Below are 15533 nucleotides of genomic sequence, written 5' to 3'. Positions count from 1 at the left end.
GCCCTATGCTAATTACACCCCTTTATCTGCGCTGTAAATACACTTCGGGAATCAGCTACAAAGCCCGGTTTTAGTAAAATAGATTTACCTGCTTCAAAAGTTACAACCGGAGCAGGCGTAAAATTCGGGTCGCCTATTTTCTTAGCCGATTCAATAGTATTTAATGCCTTTATTTTCTCAGTACCCGTACTAATATTGTTATTCATAACTACGGCTGTGCCAACTACTGTTACATCAACTGAGCTAAAGCCACCTGTGCTACATTGGGCAATATAAGTAGTTGTTGTAGTTGGGCTTATGCTAATGCTTGTCCCCGTCCGGCTACTCGCGCCACCTATCCAGGTAATAGTTCCACTACAACCTGCTGCGGTAAGTGTGAGCGAAGTATTAGGGCAGATAACAGGTTTTGCGGGAGTAATAGTAATAAAATCTTTGCCATTACAATTAGTTCCTGCGGTAATTGTGATACTTTTCTCAGGCCCTTTACAACCTGTGTTTGACTCACACCAGCCTTTATATGTACCCGGTTCAGTTATCGCTCTGGTACTTTTATAAACCCCACCAGGAGTATCGGCGTTTGTCAATGCCGAATTATTGCTCCAGTAGAAACTATCTGTTGTACTCGGGCATTGTGCAATCAGAATAGCTGAAGTGCCTCTACAGATAGTTGCGTTGTCGGCACTAATGCTTGGTTGTGCAGGTACACGATTTACGGTTATCTGAAACTTAGCTGATGAATCACTATTACAACCATCATAAGTGGCTATAACTTGATAATTTGTTGTAACTGTCGGTAATATATTTGAAGAAACGCTATTACCCGTTAGCCCACTTAACCAATGCAATGTAGCCGCTGGTACATTTGCAGGAACCGATGCAGTTATCGTAACACTTTCGCCGTTACAAATACTATTTCTATTAGCCGAAATTACAGGTGTTGAAGGTTTTGACTTCACTTGTACTTCGTTTACCATTACTCTTCCACTAGTACATATTCCGTTCACACAAGCTACATAATACGTAGTGGTTGATAAGGGAGCAAACCTAAAACTATCGCCTGTTCCGAATACAGCTATATCTGTTGCAGACTTGTACCACGTAACAACTCCAACCGGGCATGAAGCCTCGGCAATAACACTATCTCCCTGACAGATAATTGTGCTATTAATTGATACATTAGTCGGATCTACGGGCTGCGTTAAAACCTCTACTATTTCTGTAGATATACTATTACTTGAACATGTGCCGTTTACACAACGGGCAAAATAAATACTAAGTGTATCTGGTTTTTTAGTAAAGATCGTATCTACACCTAAGCCGGCACCATATCTTGTCCAGCTTATACTACCAATAGCGCAACTACCTGATAAAGAAACAGTATCGCCCTTACAGATAGTTGTTTTACCTAGAGCTACTCCAGTAGGATCTTCAGGTTGATCATATACTTTTACTTCGTTCATAGCCACTCTTTCGCTACTACAAGAGGTAGTTGTACAAGCAGCATAGTAAGTTTTTGTTGTAGTAGGATACAACACAAAAAATTCTCCTGAGCCAATAGCTGTAGTAGCTGTGCTTGAATCATACCAATTCAATGTTCCGCTAGCACACTCACCTGAAAGAAAGAAATCACTCCCTTTACAAAGTGTTGATGAAGCCTGTCTGAGTGCCGTAGGTTTGGCAGGGCTAGGTAAAACTGTTACCATTCCGGTAGGTATTCTAGGCGACTTACAAACACCATTTTCACACGATGCATAATAATTTGTATTTACGCCAGGAGTCGGAGTAAGATTGTTTCCTGTGCCCACTACATTAAAGGCCGTAGACGAATTATACCATGTGATATTTCCGGTAGCACAATTAGCCGATAAGGTAACTTTTGTACCACTACAGATATTTGTCTTATCGACGCTAACTCCGGTTGGGCTGGTAGTTGGCGCATCTACAAGCACTTCGGCTGTAGCCACCCTTGCACTAATACAATCAGCATTTTTACACTCTGCATAGTATGTAGTTGGGGTAGTTGGGCTTTGACTCAGCGCTGTCCCGGTGCCTATTGCTGTACCTCCGGTTGCCTGTGTATACCACAAAAGAGTCCCGACACTACAAGTAGCTGATAGAGAAACACTTGTTCCCCGACAAATAGCAGATTTACTAGCTGAAACATTAGTTGGTACAGATGGTTGCGTAGTTACTGCTACTTCTGCTGTAATTACCCTATCACTCTCACATATATTATTTTTACAAAAGACAAAATACTTAGCAGTAGCCGCAGGAGTATAAGTAACAATAGAACCTTCTCCTACAAGTGGAGCATCATCTTCTCCTATTTCATACCAGACAGGTGTTCCTACAGAACAAAGAGCTGATAAAGTAATATTCGTACCACTACAAATAGCGGTCTTGTTTACCGAAACATTAGTTGGGGTATCAGGCTGTTCATATACCGTAACAGTTCCGGCCAAAACTCTCTCGGTTGTGCATTCACCAAGTTCGCAAGATGCATAATAAGAAGTACCATTTTCTGGTATTATATTAAAATTATTACCCGTACCGATGCTTGTCGTATCATATTGGCCAGCATACCATGTGATAGTTCCAATATCGCAAGAGGCAAACAGGTTAATCGTATAATATGTACAAACAGATGTTTGGTCAACTGATACACCTGTTGGTTTGGTTGGCTGTTGGGTTACACTAATATCTCCTACCAATACTCTATCAGTTTTGCAATTATCATTTTCACAAGCTACATAATAAGGTATGCTACTCATAGGTGTCTCTTGCAAGACTGATTCTGTACTGATAACACTTCCACCGCTGGCCTGATTATACCATTTAACGATTCCTATAGCACAAGTAGCTGTCAGCTCAATGGTTGTACCACTACAAATAGCTGTTTTATTAACCGATAGGCCCGTCGGATTGGTAGGCATTGCTGTTACAACTACTTCATGAGTAGCTATCCTGTTAGTGCTGTTCAGTCCATATTCACAAGCGGCATAGTAGGTATGCGTAGTAGCAGGAGAAAACACCAGCGGTGAGGTTGTACCAATACTACTTCCCCCTGTAGCACTGGTATACCAGTTAAGCACTCCACTCGCACACGTAGCTTGAAGCGTAATGGTTTTATTACTACAAATAGCGGTATCGCTCACGGTCACAGACGTTGGTTCGGTTAGTGTCAGGGTTTTCAGATAATACCCTCCCATCCCTTTAGTCTCAAAACTCACTTCCCAACGTTTGGCTGTACTGTTCCAGATTATATCAGTATCTACAGGGTCAATCTGTGTTGTAGCACCGGCATACGTACTTGGCCAGCCTGAATCGTTATAACTGGTGCCAACACGTTTTTCAATAAGTATACTGCTTATCCCCTTTATGTCGCTACTGTCAATAGGCAGTTTAAGTGCACTGGCAGTATATCCATTATACTCATTAAAATCATTCTGAGTGTAATAGAACGTTATTTTAGCCATGGCATTGTCAGGGTCATTTTCAGGATAAAGTTCATATTGACGTGGTACATAATACCCTTCAGTCGGCGGGTATCGCCATTCTTTTATAGGAACAGTACCGCTGACAGGCGTATCTCCTATTGCTTCAACTGTAGTAATCAGTTCGTTAAAAACATTGCAGTAGCAGGTAATATTAACTGAATCCTGCACCTGAATATTAAAGGGTGATGTTTTTTCGGCTGTATTGATAAAAGGATTGGCAGGTGTGCAAGAGCCTATACTCCATAGTGTAGAATAATAAACGGATGTATTTGCTACAATACTCCCCACAAAATACAATTTTCCATTTACATTTGTCAGATTATCTAACTGTCTATAATCATAACTCGAAATAAATGCTTTTACCAGCACTGTTCCTTCTGGTGTGCCATCACTTTTCCAAAGTTCGGGTCCATTAGACCCGGTATTAGCCACGAAATAAATTGTTCCGTTTATATCTATCAGGTTTGATACAAAAGACCCCCAACTACCCAGAAAAATATCTTTTACCAACACTGTTCCTTCTGCAGTACCATCACTTTTCCAGAGCTCTCTTCCATGAACCCCATCCTCAGCCGAAAAATAAAAGGTACCATTCACATTTACAAATCCAGACGTACCAGAAGAGCCTTCACCCGGATAAATATCTTTTACTAGTTTTGTTCCAGCCTCTGTACCATCACTTTTCCATAATTCCCGGCCAAAATTATTATTTATAGCTGTGAAATATAATATATTATCCTTGACAATCATATCACCAATAGACGAATCATCTATGTCTGGATTAATATCTTTTACCATCACGGTGCCTTCGTCGGTACCATCACTTTTCCATAATTCTCTTCCATATACTGGATCATTAATTACAAGGAATAAAGTTCCATTTACATTAGTGAACTGACGCATATCACTATATGGTGAATTAAATTGCTTCACTAATTCTGTACCTTCTGTTGTACCATCGCTTTTCCATAGTTGAACGGTACTATTATAATTAGTGCTAAAATATAAAGTACCGTTGATATTAGCCATATAGTTGATAGACGACCCTCCTGTGCCCACGTTAATATCTTTTACTAATGTAGTGCCCTCTGGTGTGCCATCACTTTTCCATAGTTCATTACCATTGGCAGAGTCATTACCAGAAAAGTAAACTACTCCATTAAGACTGGTTATATAGGCAGGCCATGAAACATCTGAGCTTACCATTACTGTTCCCGAAGTTGTACCATCACTTTTCCATAATCTAACACCATTAACAGCATCGGTTGCTCTAAAAAATACCGTCCCGTTTACATTTACCATTTCAGCTATATCAGCGTTTGCTCCACCCGGATTAATATCTTTTACCAGATAAGTTCCTGCAGCAGTACCATCGCTTCTCCATAACTCTTCACCATGCTGGTTGTTATCAAAAGCAGTAAAAAACACGATACCATTAGCGTTGGTCAAATTGTTAACATAGGCATTGCCAAAATCTTTGCCAATATCTTTGACAATGTAGGGTACTTGTGCATAGCTTAGTTTTGCCAAGCACCAAAACAAAGCTAAAAAAAGGCAGTGTTTGCTAGTAAAAAACTGTTTCATTGGAAGGCTTACTTGTCTAATTTTTGAAGAAGATAATTTACTTATGTCGGTAAAATTATACTTCTCAATCAGCTAACGCCAACACTATACGTACCCAAAAACCCAATTGTCCATATTTTGTCCGGTCTAAAAGCGGAAGAAAAGGGCGTTTTTTACGCTAAAAGCCCAACATGGCAATATTGAGCAAAAACAGATTGTTGACAACCATAGGTCAGAAGAGAGTAAAAGAACAGATATTCTGAGCCATGCCGATGGCATAACTCAGAATAAAAGGGGATATTAATAGCTTTTTCATTCAGCCTTACTTTACAGCAAAGGCTACTTCTGTATTTTCCCAGGCAAGACTTACTGAGTTCTTGTTAACTGCATACAATAGCTTCTCATTAAATGCTTTCGATTTCTTAGGTTTCACATTTACCCGAAGTGCATCTTGCGCAGCATCATACTTAAAAGCACCCCATTGGTTAGGTACTTTATTGAAAACGATAGTCCACTCGTTAGCATTCGGAATCGTAAAGAAACCATACTTGCCAGCCGGAAGCGTCTTACCTTCAATTGTTACATCTTTCGAAAACTCGATAGTTGTAGCCTCGTTGGCTCCGGCACGCCATACTTGCCCATAAGGCACTAATTTACCCCATACCTCACGACCTTTTACCGAAGGTTGTCCGTAATTAACACTAACACTTTTACCATTAATCTGTCCTGTAACTGATGCAGGAGGCGACGGGCGTGGAGCATTATCTTGTGCCAGAATAGCAAATGGCAGTAAGGATAAAGCGAAAAAAATCGCTGTCAGAAACCTTGTTTTTGTGTTCTTTTGCATAGCTTTGTTAGATGCTTTTAGATTAAAAATAATGACTATTGAACTAAGAGCACAAAACTAAAAAAGACCTTTGCGGTATGGGTGGTCAAGGTCTTTCCAAATTCATTCAAGTTTATTCATATTTATAAATAATTGATTACCAAGTGATTGTTGAATCGGAAGACATATTATTAGTACACTGTAAAAATCTGATTGAAGAGAAATTAGGCTGGGGAAACAGTGAAAAATGGACCAATCAGGATTTTGAAGAGCTTTCTCAGCGAATTTTTGAAGCAACAAGCATTACCCTCAGCCCCACTACTCTGAAAAGAATCTGGGGAAAAGTCAAATATGAATCTGCTCCCACCATAACTACACTCAATACACTAGCACAATTTCTAGGCTTTGAACACTGGCGAGGATTCAGGCAGAATCATTTCCCTAAAAATGATACCAGCGAGCCTACAATAGTAAATACAATTGAGGCTGAGCCAAGAACAAAACAGCCTTACTTGTTCTCGTTTATTCTCCCTTTGTTATTAGTATTCGGTATTGCAAGCTGGTATTTTATATCGAAAGAGCAACATAAAAGTACTCAGATAAATGCCTCAGATTTTTCGTTCAGCAGCAAAAAAGTGGTATCGGTCGGTGTGCCCAATTCTGTTATTTTTGATTATGATGCATCTAAAGCGCCCGACGACTCGGTATTTGTACAACAAGACTGGGACCCTTCTAAGCGCATAAAAGTGGGCACTAATCAGCATCAACATACTTCGGTTTACTATTATCCGGGGCAATTCCAAGCCAAGTTGATAGTGGGTAAAAAAGTTGTAAAAGAACATAATCTCTTTATTCAAACCGATGGTTGGCTACCATTTATTGAACAAAGCCCGATTCCGGTTTATTTCAAACAGCAAGAAGCACTAAACGATGGTAAACTGGGTTTGTCTTTAGAAAAAATTCAGCAACAGAACATCAATCTAAAACCAGTTGCTCCGGTTGTACAATATAGCAATCTGAAAGATTTTGGAGATGTCAAAACCAATGATTTCATCTTTGAAACTTCAGTAAAAAATACTTATCGCGAAGGTGCTTCTATTTGCCAATATACCGAAATATCGCTGCTTTGCGAGGGTGCTGCCATCATGATTCGGCTATCAGCCAAGGGGTGTATTTCTGAAAATAGTCTATTTTTTATTGGGAAAAATATTTCGGGCAAAGAACATGATTTATCAGGCTTTGGTACTGATTTTAAAGACTTCGCAAAAGTACGTTGTGAATCCGTAAACGGGCAGGTAAAGATATTTGTCGACAACAAATTAGCTTATGAGTTTCCTTACGAAGGCCCTGTGAGTAAAATTGTGGGTATCAAATACCGTTTTCATGGCTCGGGGTTGGTTGACGACATAAAACTGGCTAAAGGCGATGGCAAGGTGATGTTTGAAGATACATTTGCAGAATAAATCGTTATAATCATCAATAAACTAAACTTATGAAATTTCTTCTTTTTTCTCTTACCCTGTTAAGTGTAATAGCTCATGCACAAAATAAACGTCCACGTGAGCTAGGCATCAAGATTGGGATCCTGAAAACCGGACAAAACAACGCCATTACCGATGTAGCCGGGCTAAAAGTAGGGCAAGTAAGCCTGATTGAAGGCGAGAAAATCCGCACGGGTGTAACAGCCATTATTCCGCATGAAGGTAATCTGTTTCAGGAGAAAGTCCCTGCGGCTATTTTCATTGCCAATGGGTTTGGCAAACTGGCGGGTATAAGCCAGGTGCAAGAGTTGGGTAATATTGAAACACCTATTATTCTGACAAATACACTTTCGGTACCTACGGCGGCCAATGCAGTAATTGATTATACATTGGCTCAGAAAGGAAATGAGAAGGTTCGGTCGGTGAATCCAGTTGTGGGCGAAACCAACGATAGTTATCTGAACGATATCACAGGCCGACACGTAAAGAAAGAAGATGTGTTAAGAGCCATAGAAATAGCAAGTAGCGGCAAAGTAGAAGAAGGCAACGTAGGCGCAGGCACGGGCACTATCTGTTTTGCATGGAAAGGTGGCATCGGAACGGCCTCAAGGGTATTGCCAGCTAAATCGGGTGGATATACGGTTGGCGTAATAGTACAAACCAATTTCGGCGGCGTTTTGCAGGTAAACGGCGTACCCGTAGGCGAAGAGTTGAAACAGTATTTTATGAACGACCAACTCAACGACCCTGCCGATGGCTCTTGTATGATAGTAGTCGCTACCGATGCACCACTTACTGCCCGTAATCTGGAGAGATTAGCTAAAAGAGCTATTTTTGGGCTCGCCAAAACCGGAGGTATTGCCTCTAATGGCAGCGGCGACTATGTAATTGCCATTTCAACAGCCAAACAATTGCGTGTAGCACACAATGCAAATACCAAGTTTTATGAGGCTACCGAACTTCGCAACGATGATGTATCGCCTCTGTTTCTGGCAGCTATAGAAGCTACCGAAGAAGCCATCATCAACTCGATGTTTGCAGCCCAAACTACCAAAGGCGCTAATGGTGTTATTCAGGCATTACCTGTTGATAAAGTATTGGAATTGAGTAAGAAGTATAATAAGTTGAAATAACCCGAGTGTGTCAAGCCTATCCTCGTTCGCAAAAGGGCGTGGCACACTTAATCTGAAATTTGCTATTTATGGGTGCCACAGCCGTATTCAAACGAGTATAGCCGTGACATCCTTTTTCATATCTAATTTAATTGGCTGGCTTAGTTATTTTATCTACCTTTAAAGTCAATTCTACTTTAACCTATACAATGAATTTTCAAGGAAAAACAAAAGAAAACCTGCAATACGATGCTATTGTGGTAGGCTCGGGTATTTCGGGTGGTTGGTCTGCAAAAGAGCTATGCGAAAAAGGACTAAAAGTATTACTGCTTGAACGTGGCCGAATGATTGAACACGTAACCGACTACCATACTGCAACAAAAGACCCCTGGGATTTTCCGCACCATGACTTGCAAATGCCTAATGATTTACTGAAAAATTATCCGGTACAAAATCGTACGGGGTTTGCCATTATGGAGTCTACGCATCATCATTTCGTTAATGATTTAGAGAACCCCTACATAGAAGAAAAACCTTTCGACTGGATTCGTGGCTACCATGTAGGTGGACGTTCGCTGATGTGGGGGCGTTATTCGTTCCGTTTCTCAGACCTTGATTTCGAAGCAAATGCCAAAGAAGGCATTGCAACCGATTGGCCTATTCGCTATAAAGATTTAGCGCCTTGGTACGATTACGTCGAGAAATTTGCAGGCATCGCCGGAGACCGGGATGGTCTTCCACACCTGCCTGACGGGCAGTTTCAGCCGGCTATGCCCGATAATTGCATTGAGTCGCATTTCAGAAATACTGTAAATACCAATTTCAACGACCGCAGGGTAATTTCTGCCCGTGCAGCGCATCTGACAGAACCTACCGAAGAACAAATGGCACTTGGGCGAGCCAAATGCCAGTATCGTAATAGGTGTATGCGCGGCTGTCCGTTTGGCGCTTATTTCAGTACGCAATCATCTACCCTACCAGCCGCACGCCGAACCAATAACCTCACAATACGCCCGCATTCTATTGTCAATTCTATTATTTATGACGAAAAATCGGGTAAGGCTACAGGGGTAAGAGTAATTGATGAGCAAACGCACGAATGGCTGGAGTTTTCGGCAAAAATCATTTTCCTGAATGCCTCTGCGCTTGGTTCTACGTTTATTCTGATGAACTCAACCTCTAATCGTTTCCCGAATGGTATGGACGACAGCGGTCAGCTTGGCCATAACCTGATGGACCATCATTTTCATGTAGGCGCAACGGCCGATTATGAGAAAGATTTAGATAAAGTTTATTATGGCCGCCATCCGGCGGGTTTATATGTGCCTCGTTTCCGTAATTTGCCCGGCGGCGAAAAACAGGCTTTTAACAGAGGCTATGGTTTTGAAGTTTATACCTGGCGAGATGGTTGGCAACACTCAATGGATATGGATGGTATGGGAGCCGAATTCAAAGAAAAAGTGGCTACCTTTGGCGACTGGAAAATGATACTGGATGCTTTTGGTGAGTGTATGCCTTATTATGATAATAAAGTAACACTCAGCAACGAGCAGAAAGATAAATGGGGACAACCTGTGCTAAAAATGGACGTGCATTATCGTGAAAACGAAGCACTAATGCGCAAAGATGCCAAAGAACAGGCCGTTGCTATGATGGAAAAAGCAGGCTTTTCAAACATTGAAGCCTTTGACCAACAAGCCCACCCCGGCTTGAGTATACACGAAATGGGCACTGCCCGCATGGGTACCGACGCTAAAAACTCTGTTTTCAACAAATATAACCAGCACCATATAGTAAAAAACGTTTTCTGTACTGATGGTGCAAGTATGACCTCGTCGCCGTGCCAGAATCCATCACTTACCTATATGGCACTCTCGGCCCGTGCCGCCGATTATGCCGTTGCTGAACTAAAAAGAGGCAATCTTTAATGTTTAGTAGAAGGGAGCAAGGAAAATGGAAAAAGGATTTTATTTTCTTTCTTTCTCCATTTTGCTTGTTCCCTTCTCCAATAAAAATAATTACCTTTTATTTAAATAATTTAAAACCTAAATGCTCCTTATGAAAAAAATCGTCCTGTTTTGCTGTTTATTTGGTAGTACAACTACTTTTGCTCAATCGTTTATTCCTGCTTTTGATCGTTTTTCGGGTAAAGAAATCGCCTACATTACTTTAGAAGATGGTACTGAAATTGAAGGTACCATTGATGATATTGACCGTAAAAAAGGTCTTATTGAAGAAATAGTTTTGCTTCCTAAAGGTGAAAAGAAAAAGCGCAAAATAAAAGCCGAAGAAATCAAAACCATGTATTTGCCTGCTAGTGGCTATAACAAACTTGTAAATGCTTCTGAACAAAGTTTTAATGCTCAAAAGTGGAAAGACAATAATGTAAACATGGAAATCATTAACAAAGGCTACGCATATTTTGAGAAATCAACAGTAGGTATCAAAAAAGATGTTGAAACTTTATTAATGCAGATGGTAAACCCATCGTTCAGCCAGAAAATAAAGGTATATCATGACCCACGTGCGCAAGAAAGTATGCGCTTTGGTGTGGCAGGCATTACAATGGCCGGTGGCGACGATAAGTCTTATTATGTAAAAGTAGGTGATGCAACGGCTGTGAAAATCAAAAGAGCCGATTATGATAAAGCTTATTTGGCTTTATATAAAGATTGCCCTGATTTACTAAAGAAAATAAAAGATGACCACCGTTGGTCGAAATTTGATGAGCATTTGTGGGCTTATACCACTGAGTGCAAGTAATTCGCTGGAAACCACTAAAATTCCAAAACCATTCAAACGAGCTACAGCCCAAAACTGTGGCTCGTTTGTTTTCTAAAACTGTCGAAAATTATCTCAAATAGCGATTTTAACAAAAATTAAGAATCGTAAAACGTCTTTACAAACAATACTGCCTTTATTACTACGTTTCAACTCTCACAACTACCTCTTATTTAATAATTAAAACTTAAAGAAAATTATGAAAAAACTAGCATTGCTTTTTTGTGTATTGGCTTACACAACAGTTTCGGCACAACTTTTTACTCCGGCCTTCGATCTCTTCTCAATTAAAGAAGAAGCCTATCTTTACCTTAACGACGGAACCGAAGTAAAAGGTATCATTAGCTCAGTTAATAAAACAAACGGGCTTATTAAATCAATTTCTATCACGCCCAGCGGAGAAAAGAAAAAAATTACGCTAAAGTCTGATGCCATTTCGGAGATGTATCTGCCTATCAGTAGTTTCAACAAGCTTGATAATTCTATCAACCGTACTTTCAACAAACATGTATTAGGCCGCAACAAAGGGATTAATACTGAGATTATCGATAAAGGTTATGCCTATTTCGAGAAAACCAAGGTAGTGAAAAACAAAGACGTTGAAGAGTTATTGCTTCAGGTTTTGAACCCATCTTTCAGCGAGAAAATTAAAGTATATGATATTCCGTTAGCGAAAGTAAGCACAAGTACTGAGGTAGCGGGCATTACTATAACGCATGATGAAAACAAATCTTATTTCGTAAAAGTTGGCGATGCCACGGCTATAAAGCTACGTAAAAAGGATTATGACGATGCCTATGCAGCTTTATATAAAGATTGCCCTACGTTATTGAAAAAACTAGAAAACAACCATCGTTGGGCAAAATTCGACGAGCATTTGTATTCATACTCAACTGAGTGTAATTAAAGTATATGGAGAAAGGAAAAGGGAGAATGGAACAAGGAGAATGGAAAAAAGTAATAAAATGAAATTTTACGCTCGTTCTCCATTTTCCCTTCTCTGTGTCACGGCTATACTCGCAAGCAAAAGGCCGTGGCACAGTTACTTTAGCACCCTTCTCTCATTTTAACAGTTGAAATAATCAAAAAACATAATAAGCGTGCCACACTCATTCTCCTACGAGTATAAGTGTGACACGCTTATGAATTTCCTCCCCTATTTCAAACTCTCCCGATATTTATCCCAAAACTCAAACTGAGCTTTAGACGGAAGAATCTCTGTTTGAGGTACATCACCAAATATCATTGCTTGTGGCTTAGCCGCATCAAAAGCTTTCCATTCGGGCAAGCCTTTTGCATTTGGGTTGCCAGTCTTGGCAAAATTCACCCAATAAGATGACATCTGGTCTTCCAGTTTTCTGTCAACGGCTGTAAAAGGCCTATCCCAATTGTGTAATGTATGCAAAAAATAGCCAAATTCGGCAGAGTGAAATGCACCGAAATCAGGCTTATCGGCATGCTGCGGCGGTACATGTTTAAAGAAATACAGATACGCCTTATTTTTACCATATTTCGACTGCAATTTTGCCCATGTATAATTCTGCCATCCAAAAAGCATATGCCCGCTTACTTCCAGTTGCGACTCCTTGGCTTCGGCATCAGTAGCTGATGGATATACTTTCAGAAAATCGTTGGCAAAAGCACCGTATTTTTTCTCAGCATCGGCTTTAAACTCTTCGGCTGTTAATGTTTTAGGCGAAGGAAATCTGTCACCTGCATTCCAGCCTGTAAGCAAAGGCACATCGTTTTGTTTGTTATTTGCAAATAAACTATACATATCGCCTACAATCACATACTTATCGAGAACCGGGCTCGAAATTCCACCACCTGCTTTCAATATTTCTTCTGCCGACTTTGCTCTTAAATCTGCTATCGAGCTAGCCTGTAATTTCTGTGCAAAAGCTGCACCCGTTTGCTCGGCATCAGCTACAGATTTCATGCGTAAAGAAAAGCCAAACATGCCGCCACTCTCGGCAATAGCTTTATGAAACAGACCTTTTGCCAAAGGCGATGCCATTAGCACATTGACACTAAATGCCCCTGCCGACTGCCCTGCCAATGTTACATTGTTAGGGTCTCCACCAAAGGCGGCTATATTTTTCTTCACCCATTCAAAGGCCGCAATCTGGTCAAGAAAAGCATAGTTACCTACCTCTTTTCCGTTAGCTTCCTTGCTTAACTCTGGGTGAGCCAGAAAACCAAATACCCCTAAACGGTAATTAATGGTAACAAATACAACACCTTTTTTGGCTAAATCTTCGCCATCATATAGAGGTACAGAACCCGAACCACCCGTAAAACCACCACCATGCACCCAAACAACAACAGGTCTTTTCTCATTTGCCGATTTTGCCGCTGTCCAAACATTCAGGTATAGGCAATCTTCGCTTAGTGGCTCCGGTGGTGCCAGAAACTCAGCCGTGTACATCATAAAAGGTGCAGGCTTTGCTTGCATGGCGCTAGCCGAAAAAGTATCACATTTGCGCACACCTTGCCAGTTTGCCGCAGCTTGTGGCGCTTTCCAACGTAACTCACCTACAGGCGGAGCTGCAAACGGAATACCCTTAAAAACATTAACGCCATTGCTATAGATGCCCGACACAAGGCCATTCTGTGTTTTTACCGTTTCAAATGGCGTTTTTGATTGTGCCCTTGCCAGAAATACTATCAGACACAAAAATAAAATTTTCTTCATGGTTTATTAAGGTTTGATTGTACGATTCTTCAGCAATAAAAAGGCTGTATCCTTTTGGCCTACATCTTTAATACCTTGCTTGCTCAAATCAAGGCTTCCAATAATTATGTCTTCATCACCATCGCCATCTACATCTCCCACATCCATTGTTAACCACTTTCCTACATTTACTTCTTTGATAGAATAAGGCTTGAAATTAAGTTTACCTTCGTTTTCAAGATAAACGAAACCCTCCTGAGGTTGATTTTTAGTATCAGGGAAATACGAAATAGCAGCAATATCAATATCGCCATCTTTATCAAAATCACGGGCAATAGCTTTATAACAGCCATTAACAGGAAAGAAAAATGCTTGCTTAAACTGGTTCTTACCATTGTTCAGATAACCATACACACCATAATAGTTTTTCATGAGGTGAGGAGTTAAATCGGCATTATCTCCACTTGTATAAAGTATATCTTTATGACCATCATTATTCAAGTCAACCATTTCAAAATAACTAGAACCGTATATAGGAGGAAAACGTAATATCTCCTGCGTATCAAAATTGCCGCCACCTCTGTTCATCAACAGAAAAACACCTTCTTGTGCCTGTGCAAAAAGTACCCATATATCAGGTAAACCGTCTTTATTTTCGTCGGTGATATAGGCTTTGATAGCACCGGGCAGTTCTCTTATTAGCTGTTTCTGGTAACCTTTGCCTTGCAGGTTTTTATACCATGCCAATACGCCATTTTTGTTACCAAAACTGCAAATTAACTGGTCTTTGTAGCCATCGTTATCTAGGTCTACTGCTATGCTTTGTACTGGTCTTTGCAAACTATCAATGAGTGGCTTGCTTGCGGAAGTAGCATTAAAATCCAATAATTTTCCTTTTCTTAAATCATTAGGATTTATAATTCCGATACTGGTCAGAAATCCGGTGCGCTTACCGGGTTTCTTCAGGTCTTCGCCAAAATCAATATCTACAATAGTGGCACTGAGTTTTCTTGCAGAAACAGCTTTGAGGTTTTTATCAAATACATTCAATGAGCTATCAAAAAGATTTCCTTCATAAATCTGCTGATTCCCTTCATCTATTTTCAGGTAAGTTGTAGCCGGAAAACCATTTTTTTGTACATTTTTGGCTGTTACATCAAACAAGTTGCTTATTTCAGTAATCGGAGGGCGATTTTGCGGTGCCATTTTCAGCGGAGCTTTTTCTTTATAGTAGGCTACCATACGCTCCCACTCTTCTATACTGATAGCTGATTTATTAACTATTTGAAGCTTACCATCTACCATCTCTTGCTGAATATTAAGATACACAGCTTCGCCATTTACCACAAAACCCAACTGTAATGCCATGTTTGGTAGTATATTTTTCTCCCATGTTGACTTATCTAATAATTCGGGTTCTGGAAAAAGGTGGCATGAAGCACAATGAATTTTTGCAAGTTCTTCGCCGCTCTGCTGCTGATTTTCTTGATTTTGCTGGCAGCCAATCATGAATAATAAACTAAGGAAAGAAATAGAGCTTATTATCCTGAACAATTTCATTGTATAAAGTTTGGGTTTGTTGATAAAATTAACCTCTCC

9 protein-coding genes are annotated in these 15533 nt (G+C 40.3%); 5 read left to right on the top strand and 4 right to left on the bottom strand.

The annotated features are described in order from the left end of the window. Window positions 1-8 precede the first annotated feature (8 nt). Both WAE64_RS05390 and WAE64_RS05385 read right to left on the bottom strand, forming a co-directional pair. Window positions 9-5027 (bottom strand): ELWxxDGT repeat protein, encoded by a 5019-nt coding sequence (locus WAE64_RS05390; protein ID WP_340235208.1) that lies wholly within the window; start codon window positions 5025-5027, stop codon window positions 9-11. A gap of 355 nt (window positions 5028-5382) precedes the next feature. After that, on the bottom strand, window positions 5383-5907 hold the full coding sequence (locus WAE64_RS05385) for a DUF2911 domain-containing protein (protein ID WP_340235207.1): 525 nt from the start codon (window positions 5905-5907) through the stop codon (window positions 5383-5385). Window positions 5908-6050: 143 nt separating this feature from the next. Between WAE64_RS05385 and WAE64_RS05380 the strand changes: the two genes are divergently transcribed. The 5 genes from WAE64_RS05380 (at window position 6051) to WAE64_RS05360 (ending at window position 12167) form a co-directional block, all read left to right on the top strand. Beyond that, a complete protein-coding gene (locus WAE64_RS05380; RefSeq protein WP_340235206.1) occupies window positions 6051-7349 on the top strand; it encodes a hypothetical protein in 1299 nt (432 codons plus the stop codon). 29 nt (window positions 7350-7378) lie between these two features. Beyond that, window positions 7379-8500: a DmpA family aminopeptidase gene (locus WAE64_RS05375; RefSeq protein WP_340235205.1), complete on the top strand. Its 1122-nt coding sequence runs from the start codon at window positions 7379-7381 to the stop codon at window positions 8498-8500. Window positions 8501-8688: 188 nt separating this feature from the next. Then, the gene (locus WAE64_RS05370) at window positions 8689-10407 is read left to right on the top strand and encodes a GMC oxidoreductase (protein ID WP_340235204.1); all 1719 of its coding nucleotides are present in this window, start codon (window positions 8689-8691) and stop codon (window positions 10405-10407) included. Between the two features lie 130 nt (window positions 10408-10537). Beyond that, entirely contained in the window at window positions 10538-11242 is a 705-nt protein-coding gene (locus WAE64_RS05365; RefSeq protein ID WP_340235203.1) for a hypothetical protein, read from the top strand. Window positions 11243-11459: 217 nt separating this feature from the next. Further along, complete coding sequence (locus WAE64_RS05360) at window positions 11460-12167, top strand: hypothetical protein (protein ID WP_340235202.1); 708 nt, start codon at window positions 11460-11462, stop codon at window positions 12165-12167. A 249-nt stretch (window positions 12168-12416) separates the two neighbouring features. Here the strand turns inward: WAE64_RS05360 and WAE64_RS05355 are convergent, their stop codons facing one another. Further along, window positions 12417-13955, bottom strand: a complete 1539-nt coding sequence (locus WAE64_RS05355; protein WP_340235201.1) for a carboxylesterase/lipase family protein — start codon at window positions 13953-13955, stop codon at window positions 12417-12419. Window positions 13956-13961: 6 nt separating this feature from the next. Next, on the bottom strand, window positions 13962-15494 hold the full coding sequence (locus WAE64_RS05350) for an FG-GAP repeat domain-containing protein (RefSeq protein WP_340235200.1): 1533 nt from the start codon (window positions 15492-15494) through the stop codon (window positions 13962-13964). Between the last annotated feature and the right edge of the window lie 39 nt (window positions 15495-15533).

The organism is Emticicia soli (assembly GCF_037860775.1).
GTDB classification, from domain to species: Bacteria; Bacteroidota; Bacteroidia; order Cytophagales; family Spirosomataceae; genus Emticicia; species Emticicia soli.
This window is presented reverse-complemented; position numbering and strand designations above follow the sequence as displayed.